The sequence below is a fragment of the Nostoc sp. FACHB-133 genome (assembly GCF_014698055.1).
In the GTDB taxonomy this organism is placed as follows: domain Bacteria; phylum Cyanobacteriota; class Cyanobacteriia; order Cyanobacteriales; family Nostocaceae; genus Nostoc.
Map to the genome: position 1 here is coordinate 65,664 of NZ_JACJSH010000002.1, position 15,119 is coordinate 80,782.

At 41.0% G+C, this 15,119-nt stretch carries 10 protein-coding genes; 3 read left to right on the top strand and 7 right to left on the bottom strand.

From position 1 onward, the window contains the following. Positions 1 to 58 precede the first annotated feature (58 nt). From H6G86_RS02475 to H6G86_RS02495, 5 genes are all read right to left on the bottom strand, one after another. Positions 59 to 532 carry a chemotaxis protein CheW gene (locus H6G86_RS02475; protein ID WP_190932949.1) on the bottom strand — a complete coding sequence of 158 codons (474 nt, stop codon included), beginning with the start codon at positions 530 to 532 and terminating at the stop codon, positions 59 to 61. A 128-nt stretch (positions 533 to 660) separates the two neighbouring features. Beyond that, entirely contained in the window at positions 661 to 1,023 is a 363-nt protein-coding gene (locus tag H6G86_RS02480; protein WP_114084071.1) for a response regulator transcription factor, read from the bottom strand. A 543-nt stretch (positions 1,024 to 1,566) separates the two neighbouring features. Continuing rightward, positions 1,567 to 2,757 (bottom strand): response regulator, encoded by a 1,191-nt coding sequence (locus H6G86_RS02485; protein ID WP_190932950.1) that lies wholly within the window; start codon positions 2,755 to 2,757, stop codon positions 1,567 to 1,569. Between the two features lie 505 nt (positions 2,758 to 3,262). Further along, positions 3,263 to 4,189 carry an N-acetylmuramic acid 6-phosphate etherase gene (gene murQ, locus H6G86_RS02490; protein WP_190932951.1) on the bottom strand — a complete coding sequence of 309 codons (927 nt, stop codon included), beginning with the start codon at positions 4,187 to 4,189 and terminating at the stop codon, positions 3,263 to 3,265. A gap of 96 nt (positions 4,190 to 4,285) precedes the next feature. Then, the gene (locus H6G86_RS02495; RefSeq protein ID WP_012412248.1) at positions 4,286 to 4,714 is read right to left on the bottom strand and encodes a DUF3110 domain-containing protein; all 429 of its coding nucleotides are present in this window, start codon (positions 4,712 to 4,714) and stop codon (positions 4,286 to 4,288) included. Between the two features lie 260 nt (positions 4,715 to 4,974). On the opposite strand from H6G86_RS02495, the gene H6G86_RS02500 reads away from it, so the two are divergent. Next, positions 4,975 to 10,926, top strand: a complete 5,952-nt coding sequence (locus H6G86_RS02500; protein ID WP_190932952.1) for a translocation/assembly module TamB domain-containing protein — start codon at positions 4,975 to 4,977, stop codon at positions 10,924 to 10,926. A gap of 578 nt (positions 10,927 to 11,504) precedes the next feature. On the opposite strand, the gene H6G86_RS02505 is transcribed toward H6G86_RS02500, so the two are convergent. After that, positions 11,505 to 12,434 (bottom strand): carbohydrate ABC transporter permease, encoded by a 930-nt coding sequence (locus H6G86_RS02505; protein ID WP_163931438.1) that lies wholly within the window; start codon positions 12,432 to 12,434, stop codon positions 11,505 to 11,507. A 126-nt stretch (positions 12,435 to 12,560) separates the two neighbouring features. On the opposite strand from H6G86_RS02505, the gene H6G86_RS02510 reads away from it, so the two are divergent. Both H6G86_RS02510 and H6G86_RS02515 read left to right on the top strand, forming a co-directional pair. Continuing rightward, positions 12,561 to 13,223 (top strand): GIY-YIG nuclease family protein, encoded by a 663-nt coding sequence (locus H6G86_RS02510; RefSeq protein ID WP_190932953.1) that lies wholly within the window; start codon positions 12,561 to 12,563, stop codon positions 13,221 to 13,223. 249 nt (positions 13,224 to 13,472) lie between these two features. Beyond that, on the top strand, positions 13,473 to 14,150 hold the full coding sequence (locus tag H6G86_RS02515; RefSeq protein WP_190932954.1) for a DUF1003 domain-containing protein: 678 nt from the start codon (positions 13,473 to 13,475) through the stop codon (positions 14,148 to 14,150). A 68-nt stretch (positions 14,151 to 14,218) separates the two neighbouring features. Here H6G86_RS02515 and H6G86_RS02520 read toward each other — a convergent pair whose 3' ends face one another. After that, complete coding sequence (locus H6G86_RS02520) at positions 14,219 to 15,001, bottom strand: ABC transporter ATP-binding protein (protein WP_190932955.1); 783 nt, start codon at positions 14,999 to 15,001, stop codon at positions 14,219 to 14,221. Positions 15,002 to 15,119 lie beyond the last annotated feature (118 nt).

Consider the following 15,119-nt stretch of genomic DNA (forward strand, 5'->3'; position numbering starts at 1 on the left):
TGCTTATTAAAAATTAGAAATTGTCCAAAACTTATCCCCAATCATCTATTTCAAATTTTTAATTATGAATCTTCCAGATGGGAGATTGGATGAGCGCGATCGCATCCAAATTAAAAATAATATCTTCGGAATCATTAATAAAGTATCCCTGTAAAAAAGGTGATATTCTAGGATAGAATAGTTCGGGACTTTGGGGTTTCATTTGTTGAATATCCAGCCATTCAATATCTATAAGCTGTTTCACCAATAGTCCTAAATACTTACCATTGTTTTCCAGAACAATCGCCATCATTATTGAAATTAAATTGGCTCCTTGTGAAATTGGAGGATAACCTAACATTGCCTCTAAATCTACTAACCAAAGCATCTCACCACGCCAGTTATAAATACCCAAAATGCTACTGGACATCTGTGGAACACCACATATTTCAGGTAATGATACTTGCAAAACTTCTGTGATGTGTTGTAAAGAAATGACAGCTGTATCTTTCACTCCCAAATTAAAACTTAAAAACTTTTCCTTGGTTTCCAAAGTTATTTATCCTTTGTTTTTGATTGTTTATATCTAGCCACTATTTGCCTTTATTATTCGATCTTGCAGAGCTTATATATTAGAAACAGTGACCTTTAATGTTCGTTGATTTATTGCCTTTTTACTAATTAATGAATTAATCGCTTTAAAATTACCACTAGTTCTTCTCTATCAATCGGTTTTGATAGATAACCATCAGCGCCCAACATATTACCCCAAATTTTATCTACATCACTATTTTTGGTAGAGCAAAAAACCACAGGTATTTTGCTAGTGTCGGGGTTATTTTTCAGTTCTCGGCAAATTTCAAAGCCACTTTTTCCTGGTAAAATTACATCGAGAAATATGAGGTCTGGCTTGTTTTTATCTATTTTGTCTTGAGCTTCTTCGCTGCTGGTGGCGCTAATTACAGAATAACCTGCCTGTTGCAAGTAACGGCTGATTATTTCCATATCTGTTAAGCCATCTTCAACAACTAAAACAGTATTCATGATAATTACCCTTTAAAAAATTTTAAGAATGGAGACAAATTAGATATACAAATCCTAAGTGATTCATGAACAAAGACATGCAGGAATTACGCACAAAAGATTCCCTAATTCCCTTAAAAAAGGGAGCTATTGGGAGTGCGCCAACGAGGTTTTAGGTTTTAAATGTGTAATTCCTGACATAGAAAGGACTAGAAACTAGCCCTAACCTCTTTGTCATAATCAATATTTCACAACTCAAATAGGACTGCTATAAATACAAAAATTGTATTTGTCTAATTTTGATTCAATCTTTATCTATTAACCTCAGAAAAAGTACGTAGCGGACAGAATTTAATATATATATTTGTGAATATTAAATAATTTTATCAAGAAAGAATAAAAGCATTCTTCGTCATAATTAAGGCGTAATTTTATAGGAATATAATCAAACCAATATTTAAATATTTACAAAAAAATAATTAAGTAGCTTTCATACTGCTACCTAATTATTCCTTCTGGATTCTGGCTTTTTTTTATGTTTATGAACGCGAGAAAGTCTGATTCCTATACATTGGCTTTACTCTTCTCAATGGGAACACTCAATGTAGGTAAATATTTGCGTATTATACTCATTACCTTGTCAGGCGCTACGGGTTTAGTAATAAAATCTGTAGAACCGACTACTTTGGCACGAACTCTATCTAAAAGACCATCACTGCCTGTTAATATAATCACTGGTGTATTGGCAAAGGCTGATATTCGCCGCAACTGAGTGCAGATTTCATAACCACTGGCAACTGGCATAATCAAATCCAAGAAAATTAGGTCTGGTTTATCTTGAATCAGGGTTGGAAGTGCTTGTACAGCATCTTGAATTTTAATAAACCTTAGTCCATTGGAAGTAATAATATCCTCTAGCATTTTACAGACTTGAGGGCTATCATCTACGCAGGCCACTAATGGAGCATTCGGTTTCTTTGGTTGTGTAGTGTGAGGCTTATTGTTGGTCTCAGTCACTACTAACGGCATATCAGGTACTTCTACCAATTCGATGATTCCTTTAAGGATATAAGGAAGCAATGAACGGGTGAGTGGTAGTACACTCTGCTTCATTTTCACAGCTAAATCTAAGAGAGTGAATTTGCCATTGATTAAATTCAAAAAGTTTTTGTAGACAGATAGACTTACCATCTGCTGGAGTTGTTCTGGTCGCCGCAAAATCGGTGCCAAATTAGGAGAAAAATTTGCTAAACCTGCGGCTGACCAAGTTTTCCATGAATCTTGCATGTGCTTTACAGACATTTCTGCACTCGTAAAGCTCATTGGTGTTTCGAGGATAACTTCTTGGCTGCGATTGCAAGTTATAGAAGCGAAATTTCCTTGCAATGCTAAGTCAAATAGTAATTCTGCTATGGTGCTTTCGGCAATAGACTGAATCTGTTCCCTCTGAATTCTCTGTTTTTTATAAAATATTTCTAAAAGGCGGTAATCCCAGTAATCTATTGATATGTCTTGTGAACGCAACAGCAATTTATCAACATCAATCTGAGGACAGTTTTGAGCCATGTGTCTACGCCAGCGCCGGAAGGGATGAGTGCCCCCTGTTGCCCAAACGATACGTCCCAGGCGATAATAAAAAGTCCATTGGCCACCCTTTGAACTTTTAATATTTAATTTGCCATTATATTGCAGTTGAGTACAAGTTTTAAATTCATTAACTAAATTATTTGAAAGAATAAGTTCCGAGTGGGTCATATTTTATTCCTTGTATTAAAAAGCCAGTTATTGAAAAACCCACACTAGTTGTATAGTGCTCAGAAGACACATCAGAATTGATATATAGCAGTCAAAATCAAGTTTATTAAAATCAAGACAATGATGAGAAAATACCAAAAATCCTGTTAATCTATAAATCCGATTTCATACAGTTTGTTATCGGTAGACTTTACGAATCAAGTAGCTTCCTATAGTCCACATCATTAGGATGCATTCAGTATTAACTGATTATTTTAATAATTTTCATACGGAATTATAACCGTATAAGTTCTGAATTTTTGTTTAAAATGATTAGTAATATTTAGGAATTTTTAACTTTATTTATTGAAATTGGCTATGAATGTTAACAATACTTATTTAAAGTTACATTTATTAATACTAGTTAATTGAAGCGAGCTTTTTTAGGGAATATTATCTTTAAAAAAAGGTGTGCTGCTCAGACAAGTAGCAGCCACCTATAGAGTATTTATTTAGGAAAATGTCTTTAAGATTGGTTGTGGTTTTGATAGCTCATAACAGCTGCCCTAAGATTACTTTGGTGTTCTGAAAGAAGCCGATCGCCATCCTCTTTTTCCAAACCAGTCCAGTGCATTAATAATGCTAGTTTAACCCACTTGCCACTACGTTCTAATAAAAAACCAGCAGCTTCCCGACTTAAGCCTGTGAGGTCTTGCAATATTCGTAAAGCGCGATCGCGTAACTTTTGATTTGTTACTGCCACATCCACCATACGATTACCATAAACCTTACCTAGTTTAACCATTACTCCTGTGGAAAGCATATTTAAAGCTAACTTCGTGACTGTACCAGCTTTCAGGCGAGTTGAACCGGCGATGATTTCTGGCCCTGTCAATAAACGAATGTCTATATCAACATCAATGCTAACTTGTTCAGCCGGAACACAGGCGATAAAAATAGTACTGGCTCCCCGTTGACGAGCCGCATGAATGGCACCGTGGACATAAGGTGTTGTCCCACCAGCAGTAATACCGACAACTACATCTAGCTGGGTAATGTGTCGCCCAGCGATCGCAGCTTCACCATCTTCGATGCTATCTTCTAAATCCTCCGAACTGCGTACCAGCGCACCTGCACCACCAGCAATAATCCCCTGTACCAACTCTGGGGGCGTACAAAAAGTAGGTGGACACTCAGCAGCATCTAGCACGCCTAACCTGCCACTTGTGCCCGCACCAATGTAAAATAAGCGTCCTCCGTGACGCAAACGCTCTGCGGTGCTATCAATCGCTTCAGCCAACTGAACTTTCGCCGCTGCAACCGCCGCAACTGCTTTTTGATCTTCACTATTAAACAGTTCTACCAATTCCAGAGAACTGAGCTGGTCTAAGTTAAGACTGTTAGGATTTACCAGCTCGGTTAAAAGATGCCCACGTTCTTGCAAGTTTGTCATTTATCCTTATGTCCTTTGTCCGTTGTCCGTTGTCATTAGTCAGTTAGCGACCAATGACCAGTGACCAATGACCAATGACTAATGACTAATGACTAATTAAAGCAATCCTTCCAATTTGCGACGCATCTTCTCTAGTTCAGAATCAGATAATTCTGGTTCTTCTAGTGGCTGTTGATTGAGAGGGAAGGTGTCTTCAACAGTATCCTCCTTCTGGGCGTTTGCTTGCCAGTCAGTTTGTTCTACGTTCAGTTCTGGGGGAGTGACAACTAAATTGCTGTTTTCTGGGATGATTTCCCATTCATACCCAGCACTTTCGCAAAATTCCTTGATTTCCTCAGCATCGATTGGCTCTGGTGTCGGTGCGGGGAAATCCTGAGCTTCCAGCATTAGGGCAAAGCGCGTGGCATCGTCTTCTGACTCGAACATCAGAATTTTATTGCGATCGCCCTCCCGAATCGTGTGAATCCCCTCATTCTCCGTTCGAGCATTAAAAATCAACACAAAAACACGCATTGGTGTAATCATCTGTCTTTTTTAAGGTCTATTCATATTAAAGTTCTAGGTTGTACCTCAAGGAAAGTCACAAGAACAATTTTCACTCTATTCAGATTTTCCTGAAAACACCAATATTATTAAGCATAAGTATTGGATCAAGCAAATACCGTAACTTAACTAATGAGGTCTTTGCTTTACTTGGCGTATCCTGGAAATGGCATACTGAATCAATGTGTCAGTTAATGCTTGTGTGTGCCAGCGATATCCGGCAATTAATACAGTGAAAGCAAATGACTAAATCTCCCCATCAAGATATTCACTCTCCTTCCTCTATCCGCAAGCGTCTGTGGTTGCTGGTGTTGAGTCGGGGTAGCATTGCCTTGAGTGGACTTTTACTGTTAGGAGTTATCATCGGTATTTGGCGGTTGTGGACTTTTGTCCAAACAGAGTTAACGCCGTTGGCACAACAAAGTCTGACTACTACACTCAACCGTCCGGTAAAACTGGGAAAAGTCACACAATTTTCGTTAACGGGAGTGCAGTTTGGGGCTTCAGCTATCCCAGCCACACCCACAGATCCAGATCGGGCGACAGTAGAATCTGTAGAGGTGGGTTTTAACCCGTTACAACTAATCTTTAACCGCCACCTCAAGCTAGATGTCACCTTAGTCAACCCAGATATTTACATTCAGCAGGATGAGCAAGGGCGCTGGATTTCCACTAGCATAGCGTCGTCAGGTGGAGGCGGTGCAATTAAAACTGATTTGGACTACTTGCGGTTTCGTAATGCCAAGCTGGCATTGATGCCGCAGGAGAGAGGAAGGGAGGTAGGGGGAGCAGGGGAGGCAGGGGGAGTAGGGGAGGGAATATCTTCTGCGTCTACCAACTCTCCCGTAACATTTTCTCAACTTAACGGTTCTGCCCAACTTTTAGCAAACAACCAGTTAATCCGGTTTGAAGTGGGGGGGCAAGCAGACAGTGGTGGCAATATTTCCATTCAGGGAGAGACACGTTCTAAGGTGCTAGCGGGCAACTTTCAGGTGCAAGCACAAGATTTGCTGGCTGCGGATATTACTCGGTTGATTAAGTTACCAGTGAACTTACAGGCGGGTCGAGCCAATGGCGACTTATTAATTCGGTTGACACCAGGGCAACAGACTTTATTGTATGGCAATGCGGCTGTGCAAGGGGTAACACTTCAAATACCCAAAGTCCCGCAACTGTTGAGCAATAGCCAAGGAAATCTCCGTTTTCAGGGAACGGAGTTGCAGTTAAACAATGTTACTACCAACTACGGCAAAATTCCTGTAGTGGCTACGGGAATCATCGACACTCAAGCAGGTTTTAAGTTGGCAGGGCGTGTAAATGCGGTGAGTTTGGCTAATGCCCAGGATACCCTCAAGGTAAAACTACCTGTGCCAATCGCTGGACAAGTACAAGCAGATTTGCAGATTACCGGATCAACTAAAGAGCCAATTATCTCAGGCACAGTTGCCACAATCCAAACTGCCCGAATTGATAAAGTTGATTTCAATAGCATCAGTAGTAAATTTGAGCTTGTTACTAGTTCTAGTTCCTCTTTAATTACCCTAAAAGATATTCAAGGTAAAGCTAAAGTTGGTGGTGAAATCACGTGTGCTGGCACAATTCAACTTGGTAAAACGCCGCAACTGGATTTAAATTTCGCTGCCAAGAATGTTCCAGGGGATGCGATCGCAAAAGTTTATGAAACAACACCTGCGTTCCAAATCGGCAATGTCTCAGCCACAGCCCAATTAACTGGCGCTCCTACAAATGTCCAAACTTTGGTACAGTTTCAAGCCCCTAACGGAACTTATCCTGGAACTGGCGAAGTTGCGATCGCTCCAAATCGTAACGTCTCTTTCCGTAATGTGGCTCTTAATGTAAGCGGTGGAACAGTCCGGGCAACGGGTAGTTATCTTAATGAGCGTTGGCAAGGTGTGGCTGTTGCCTCTGGTGTAAAATTAGAACCCTTTGTAGACAAAAGTCAACTACAAAATGTCTCTTTGGCGGAGGCACAGTTCAATGGTCGTCTCATCCTCTCAGGAAACACAGCACCATTTAAAATTGCCACGATTCGCACTGATGGCGCAGGAGTTCAAATTGGAGGCGGCACGGTAGCAGTTTCTAATGTCCAACTGCAAGACCAAAGTTTCTCTGCTCAACTTGTAGCTAATGGTGTGCGATTAGGGCAAATCTTGAAACAGTCTCCCCCAGCTTTAAATAATCCTTTGGCGGGGACGTTCCAAATCGCAGGTAACAGAGATAATTTCAGCCTGAAAACTCTCCGTGGCACTGGTGAGGGTAGCCTTGCTATTGGCGGTGGTAAGGTTACAGCTAAAAATATCCAAGTGGCTAATGGTGTGTATCAGGCGCAAGTTCAGGCTAAGAATGTTCCTATACAGAAGTTGGCAAAAGTACCAAAGCAGTTTCAAGGGGCGTTAACTGGTCAGTTCGATGTAGCGGGTTCTGTTGATTCTTTTAAACCGCAGACTATTCAAGCCAGTGGTCAGGCACGGGTAAATGTTGCGGGTGGAACTATTACGGCCTCTAATATCCAACTAGCTAACGGTGTCTATCAGGCGCAAGTTCAGGCAAATAATGTACCTGTGCGCCAGTTGGCAGCAGTACCACCGCAATTTAGAGGGACGTTAACTGGTCAAGTAAACGTAGCGGGTTCTGTTGAATCCTTCCAACCTAAAGCTATCCAAGCTATGGGTCAGGCGCGGGTAAATGTTGCGGGTGGGACTATTACAGCCTCTAATATCCAAGTGGCTAATGGTGTATACCAGGTGCAAGTTCAGGCAAATAATGTACCTTTGCAGCAGTTGGCAGCAGTACCACCGCAGCTACGAGGGACGTTAACTGGTCAAGCAAACGTGGCGGGTTCTGTTGAGTCCTTCCAACCGCAAACTATCCAAGCTAGTGGTCAAGGACGGCTGGATGTTGCAGGTGGAACGATCGCAGCTTCTAATATCCAATTGGCTAATGGTCGCTATCAAGCTGTAGTTAATGCTGACGGCGTGGAGTTAAATCGGTTCAATCAGCAATTGCGGGGGCAATTTGGCGGTCAGTTGCAATTAGCTGGCAATGTCGGATCATCCAAGTTAGCTGATGTGCGTGCTGCTGGACAGGTGCAATTATCCCAAGGTATCCCTGGTTTGGAGCAACCCCTGACGGCTGCGATCGCTTGGAGTGGTGAAAGGCTGACCATTGAGCGAGCAACTGCTCCCGGTTTAAGTGTGAGTGGTAACATATTAGCCAATGCTAAAAAGGCAGGCATACCGGAAATTACTGCCTTAAATCTCAACGTTCAAGCGCAGAATTACAACTTAAAACAGTTACCGATCAATTTTCCTAATCAGGTTACTGTGGCGGGTAGAGTCGATTTTAATGGACAAGTCACTGGTAAGCTGCCCTTGCCAAATGTGGTAGGGCAAATTAATTTACGAGACTTAGTTGTTCAAGATATTGCTTTTGAGCCGTTGTTAACTGGAAACATTGATTCAGCCCAGGGACGCGGTTTAAATTTAAACTTGGCAGGAAAAAGCGATCGCTTGGCCTTTAATTTAGATGCCAATAATCGCCCGAAATCCTTCTTAGTAAAATGGCAGGAAGCATCAGCCACAGGTAATGTTCAAGGGAATGATTGGGCGCTAAAAGTTGCAAATTTCCCCTTACAAATATTGAATTTGACTCCGCCACCAATTACTCGATTGGGTGCTGGTAAGATAGCTGGGTTGTTAACTGGGGATTTGCTGTTTAATCAGCAGACATTGGCAACAACGGGGAATTTAGCGATCGCTAATCCGCAAATTGGCCGGCTTAAAGGCGATCGAATAGCTGCTCAATTCCGCTACAGTGATGGGAAAGGCACACTTACCAACAGCGAATTTGTCAAAGGGAAAAGTAGCTACGCCCTTGTCGGTACATTTGCCCAAAGCTCTAAAGGCCCTCAACTACAAGGTAAACTGAACGTCAGCCAAGGAGAGATCCAAGATGTTTTAGCTTTAACACAGATATTTGATTTACAAAATTTGCCAGGTGGTTCAGCAGAAATCTACGGTACAGCAGAGGATCTAACTACCACCCCCCAAGGAGTACTAAATCAACCCTTATTAACTCAAATCCAACGGTTTTCTGAAATTGAAACTTTGGTAGCAGAACAGCAAGAACAGCGACTTAACTCCACTCCAATACCAGATTTGGCAGACTTAAAAGGGACTTTCAACGGGGAAGTGGCTGTAAATACAGCTACAGCCAATGGATTATCAGTGGATTTTAATTTGAATGGACAAAACTTTGCTTGGGGTAAAAAGGAAGAAAGAAATCGTTATTATACTGCTGATAAAGTGATTGCCGAAGGCAACTTTGAAAACGGTGTTTTGAGTTTGCGACCTTTACGAATCGAATCTCAAAACAGGTTGATTGCCTTTACGGGTAACGTTGGCGGTGATGAACAATCTGGCCAGTTGCGGGTGAATAATTTTCCGGTGCAACTACTGAATAATGTTGTAAAACTGCCAGTTGGAATTACAGGGAATCTTAATGGTACAGCAGCTTTAGCAGGTAGTATTGCTAATCCCCAAGCTAGAGGAGAATTGCAAATTACAGACGGATTATTGAATCAGAAAGCAATAGAATCAGCAAGGGCAAGTTTCAGCTATGCCAACGGACGCTTAAACTTTGGTAGTACTGTAGCAGTTGCAGGGCCAAAACCTGTTGATATTACTGGCAGTATCCCTTATAAATTGCCTTTTGCAACCGTTGCACCAGACAGTGAGCAAATCAGTTTGGATGTGAAATTAGAAAACGAGGGATTGGGACTGTTAAATGCATTGACGAATCAAGTGGTTTTTGAAAAAGGTGAAGGAGAAGTAGACGTTAAGGTACGCGGAACATTGCAAAAACCCCAAGTTGAGGGAATTGCTACTGTTAATAATGCTACTTTTTCAGCTCAGGCATTACCAGGTAAGCTGAGACGTGTCACAGGTAAAGTACTGTTTAATTTTGACAGCATCTTAGTAGAAAACCTTCAGGGTAGATTTAGCCGTGGGAAGGTGGAGGTTGCTGGAGAAATTCCCATTTTCAACAATCAGAATGTGACTATCAACAATCCCCTAACTGTTAATCTCGATCAGCTAGCCTTAAATCTCAAAGGACTTTACCAAGGAGGCGCTAGCGGCAATTTGCAGATTACTGGTTCTGCACTTAACCCAGCGATTGGCGGTAAAGTAAGTTTATTTGACGGTCAGGTATTGCTGGCAGAATCTACCGATGCGACTTCATCTGCAAATAGTAGTCTCGGTGTATCACCCACAAAAGAGAATAAGCAGAGTAAAGCTGAAATTGAAAATGGCAAGGGAAATGCGTTGGCTCAAGGCTTGCCGTCAGGTATCGCTAGATTTAATAATCTAGATTTAGAACTCGGAAAAAATGTCCAAATTACCCGTCCCCCTATTCTCAACTTCCGTGCCACCGGTAATCTCATTGTTAACGGCTCAATTAATCAGCCCGTACCCGATGGTACTATCCAGTTAGAACAAGGAGGGGTAAATTTATTTACTACCCAATTTAATCTTGCTCGTGGCTATAAACACACCGCAACTTTTAGTCCCTCTGAACCCCGCGACCCCAACTTAGATATTCGCCTATTTGCCAAAGTACTGGACGTAACTCAAAGTAATGACTTCGGTAAAGTAAATTCCACAGGTTTATCAGCCTTAGAGAGTGTTCGAGTCGAAGCTACTATCAACGGTTTAGCCAGCAAACTCAATGAAAATCTAGAATTAACAAGCAGTCCGTCACGTAGTCAAACCGAAATTGTTGCTCTTTTAGGAGGTGGATTTGTAGACACCCAAGGACGTGGTGACAGTACTTTGGGACTGATTAACATTGCAGGTTCGGCTGTGTTCAATAATTTTCAGTCTGCTTTTAACCAGATTGGGAGTACCTTTGGTTTAAGTGAACTGCGGATATTCCCTACCGTTATTTCTGAGAATCCCGAAGCCGGAAGGAGCAGTTCAACTTTGGAATTAGCAGCCGAGGCTGGGGTCGATATTTCTACCAAAATATCTGTTTCCAGTATTAAGATTTTGACAACAAATGATCCCTTCCAATGGGGTGTTAATTACCGGATAAACGATGAATTTCGTGTGCGTGCTTCCACTAATTTAACTGATGATAGTCGTGCAGTAGTGGAGTATCAAACGCGGTTTTAAATTATGTATTTTATCGTGCAGAGTTACTTGTCATTACAATTCATTTCGGAAACTAATTAATCCTTATCTGGCTTTTTTATCACTTTTTCAGCAAGCTCTAATTGGATAATACGATCATCATCAATTACTAAAATTTTTGCTTGGGAACTAGATATTTGAGCCATGTTTTATAGAGATTAATGGTCTGCTAACCTAACTTGATTTCCCATAGGGGCAATTCATGTAGATGGAAAGCGTCTTCTACTCTACGAGTTCTCCAACGGAGTACCCGCAGGGTATTATCCCTATATTTCAATACAGTTCAGTTAAGCATTTCTTTCTTCTCTTTGCGTCCTTCTCTGACGAGACGCTGCGCGAATGCGTCCTTGGCGGTTCGTTAAAAAAATTGACTTTGACAAAGAGCTTTAGCCTTAACTGAACCGTATTGGCACATACCTACAAAGGTAATTCAAGTCTACCAACGTTTCGTAATTGAGCGCTGCACAATGCTTGTAGTTAATTCATTGTCATTAAGCACTGATAACAAAGAATGTAAATTTTTATATCAATTTTCAATATTTATGGAATGAAGTAAATATTCAGATTGTGATATTATCTCCACCCTCTTGATTGATAACTAATCGCAAAATTGATAACCCTAAAATTATCAAAAATAGCACTAAACCAATTGTGCAAGCATAGCTGATTTCTAAGTTACTAAAAGCTTGCTCATATAGGTAATAAACAATCGTTTTTGAGCTACTGAGTGGGCCCCCTTGGGTCATAATGTATACTTCTTCAAAAACTTTGGTTGCAGAAATAGCTGAAATCACCGCTACTAATGCTAAATATGGCTTCATCAAAGGTATGGTAATATCCCAATGTTTGCTGATACCATCGGAACCATCGATCGCAGCAGCTTCGTATACATCAGCAGGAATTGATTGCAACCCCGCTAAATAAATCACCATATAGTAGCCTAGTCCCTTCCACACGGTGACAGCCATAACGCTGGCAAGAGAAATTGGTATAATGCCAAAAATTTTCGCCGGGCTAGTTAGCCAAGGAATACCTTCTGGAAAAAGCCCCAAAGTTTTTAAAAACTGATTCAGTAATCCGTTTTCTGCATACAGCCATTTCCAAGCTATTCCTGCAACCACCATTGAAATTACTACTGGGGTGTAGTAGGCTGCTCTAAACCAATTCATCCCCCGCAGTTTCTGATTTACCAAAATTGCCAGCAATAAGGGAGCAATTACTAAAATTGGGACTACGCCCACAAGATACAAAAAAGTATTTTCTAAGGTTTTCCAAAAAACTGCATCCTTCCAAAGTTTAAGAAAGTTGGCTAAACCTATCCATTGTGGCGGCTGGGCGATATCTTCATAGCTAGTAAAGCTGAGGTAAAACGCTTGCAGCGCAGGCAAAAAGACTGTTAACCCCAAAAGAACCAAGGCGGGTAGTAAAAATAAATAGGGGGTAAGTCGCTGTTTGATGAATATCCAATTTTTAGGTGTTAATTGATTCATATAAGGTCTAATAGTTGTTTTCGCTTTGTCAGCAAGAATTTGGGGATGTGAGTAGATTTAAGCTTCAATATTCTAAAGGCATATATTTGCTTGCGTCGCTAATTCATAATTCAGAGATCAACTACGATGGAAACCCAGCACAACGCGCCAATTGAACATCAAAATGTCCCCATAAACCACCGTGGGCTACATGAATTTTTGTATAGTTCCGATGACGAACACACTGCCATTGAGGTGAGTATAACCCCTGAGCTGGCAAACAATGGTACTGAAATCATTAGCCTTGAGACTTGGAGTGCATCTGCTCAGAACGCTAAAATTGCGGGTGTATACTCAGTATTAGATGTAGAACGCCACGTGCAGTACATTGGCTATTCTCGGAATGTGTTGCTTTCCTTAAACAGCCATATCACCCAAAATGGTCAGGAAAAGTGTGCTTTTGTGCGCGTGCAAGCATTCAAGTTCCCCAAGCGTCAAGATATGGAAGACTTGCGAGATGCGTGGATAGCAGAACTCGAAACCACACCACCTGGTAATGCGTCCGAAAGCGAAATGTGGGCTAGTACAGTAGGCGAAGCTACGAAGGCAGTAATGTCGCAGGTGGAACGTCAAGCCTACGAAGAGAAAAAGCTAAAACTGCGGAAAGCAATGGCTGATACAACCCTCTCTAAAGAGTCAGAAACAATAGATGCGAGTATAGCCGAACGTCAGCGTCAGCTTGAAGCTGCTGTGACAAATGATGACTGGAGTGTAATTATCGACGCACAGACTCAAGAAACCAAATCTTAGAATGAGTGTTCAGTTTGCTCGTTATTTCCCTACTAAATAGCTCATTCCTTTACAGAATGGGCTATCCAAGTGTTTAGATGAATATTTTTGCTGACGCAGCTTTAGGGATCTATCTGAAGATAGTTTTTTGCTTATCATCACTTTTTTCTATCATTTTGAAAAAAACAATATTTGCTCCTATCGTTTAACCAGCGTAGATTAAAAGTCATCAGGATAAACACAGATAGAAATAACGCCAAGAGGTGCAACATGAATCCATTCAAAAAAGTATCGTCTAAGAATGTTGATGCCAAAGTAGTTCAAAAACCTCAAGTTGTGGAGATACAAGCAGCAGTCCAAAACACTTCCACTCAAGAACTGACTCGCGGACAACGCCTTGCTGATAAATTTGCAGCGCAAGTGGGTTCTTGGGGATTTCTCATTGGGCAAAGCACCGTTTTAGCCGGATGGGTTGGTATCAACTTAATGCCTGGGGTTCCCCACTGGGATGAATCACCGTTCATGATGCTTAATTTAGTGTTTTCATTTGCCTCAGCCTACACAGCACCCATCGTCTTGATGAGTCAAAATCGCCAGTCTGATACCGATCGGAAAAACTCCGAAATTGACCATCAGGTGAATTTAAGGGCTGGACAAAATATTGAACTTCTCCATGAAAAATTGGATGACTTACACACTCAGCAACTAAACGAACTAACCCAAATTGTCAAAGAACAGCAGCGAGTTCTTCATGAACTTAAAGTAAGTCTAGTGAATGAATATAAAGAGGTTAAAGAGATTAAAGAGTTTAAAGTGAGTGTATTGCCAGGAATATATGTCCAAAATGGCGCTCAATTACCCAAGCAAGTTATTGTTAATAAAGCTTTCAATTTTGACCAACCAATTGGTGACAATAACAAAGTTATTGATAAGTTAATCCGTCGATAAATATTTCAGATAAAGAAGGCATTTCTCAAGGGTACATTTGGCTGACTTGCATCAGAAAAGTAATTGAGTCATGACGACACAGCAGAAATTGCACAAACTTGTAAACCCACAGGTGTGTGAATAATTACAGATTCCACACCAAATACTTGAGCGATCGCACTTGGTGTCAGAACTTCTTCAGGTTTGCCAACTTCCCAAAGATGACCTTGTTTTAACAAAGCAATGCGAGAACTATATCGTGCCGCTAGATTCAGTTCGTGTAGAACAGTAACAATAGTTAATTCTTGCTGTTGATTAAGATTTTTCAGTAGTTCCAATAATTGTAATTGATAGTTGATATCCAAGAAAGTTGTAGGTTCATCTAATAGTAAAACTTTTGGTTCTTGCGCTAGTGCTAAAGCTAAAAAAGCGCGTTGTCTTTCACCACCGGAAAGTTCTTCAACTAAGCGATCGCTCAATTTTTCTAGTTGCGTCTTTTTAATTGCAGCTTCTACTTTCATCCAATCTTGGGTGTTTAATTCCCATTGCCACCAAGATTGATGTGGCGTGCGTCCTAAACTTACTAATTGTCGAACTGTTAAGCCTACGGGAACGGTTTGTTGTTGCGGTAATAATGCGAGTTTCTGTGCAACCAAATTTGGGGGTTGGGAATGAATTGCTTTGCCATCAAGTAGGACTGTTCCCTGCTGTGGGGAGAGAATACGACTCAGCAATTTTAGTAAAGTAGATTTACCTGAACCATTAGCACCAACTAAACTCAACCATTCTCCTGTTTGCAGAGTGAGATTAATGTCTTGAACAATTGGTAATGTGGTGTAACCGCCTGTGAGGTTTTGCAGTTCGAGTGGCATTTCAGCAATTTAACAATAAGAAACTTAATTTTAGAAGGTTTCCCCGATATCTGCATTAGAATTTACAAGCTTTGCGATCGCTCCAAATCTTGTATTAAGTATAAGAATGTATCACTAG

Bases quoted from the DNA above. Each gene is read 5' to 3' on its own strand.
- H6G86_RS02480 (WP_114084071.1), bottom strand. From the start codon at position 1,023: ATGAATACTGTTTTAGTTGTTGAAGATGGCTTAACAGATATGGAAATA.
- H6G86_RS02485 (WP_190932950.1), bottom strand. From the start codon at position 2,757: ATGACCCACTCGGAACTTATTCTTTCAAATAATTTAGTTAATGAATTT.
- murQ (WP_190932951.1), bottom strand. From the start codon at position 4,189: ATGACAAACTTGCAAGAACGTGGGCATCTTTTAACCGAGCTGGTAAAT.
- H6G86_RS02495 (WP_012412248.1), bottom strand. From the start codon at position 4,714: ATGATTACACCAATGCGTGTTTTTGTGTTGATTTTTAATGCTCGAACG.
- H6G86_RS02500 (WP_190932952.1), top strand. From the start codon at position 4,975: ATGACTAAATCTCCCCATCAAGATATTCACTCTCCTTCCTCTATCCGC.
- H6G86_RS02505 (WP_163931438.1), bottom strand. From the start codon at position 12,434: ATGAATCAATTAACACCTAAAAATTGGATATTCATCAAACAGCGACTT.
- H6G86_RS02510 (WP_190932953.1), top strand. From the start codon at position 12,561: ATGGAAACCCAGCACAACGCGCCAATTGAACATCAAAATGTCCCCATA.
- H6G86_RS02515 (WP_190932954.1), top strand. From the start codon at position 13,473: ATGAATCCATTCAAAAAAGTATCGTCTAAGAATGTTGATGCCAAAGTA.
- H6G86_RS02520 (WP_190932955.1), bottom strand. From the start codon at position 15,001: ATGCCACTCGAACTGCAAAACCTCACAGGCGGTTACACCACATTACCA.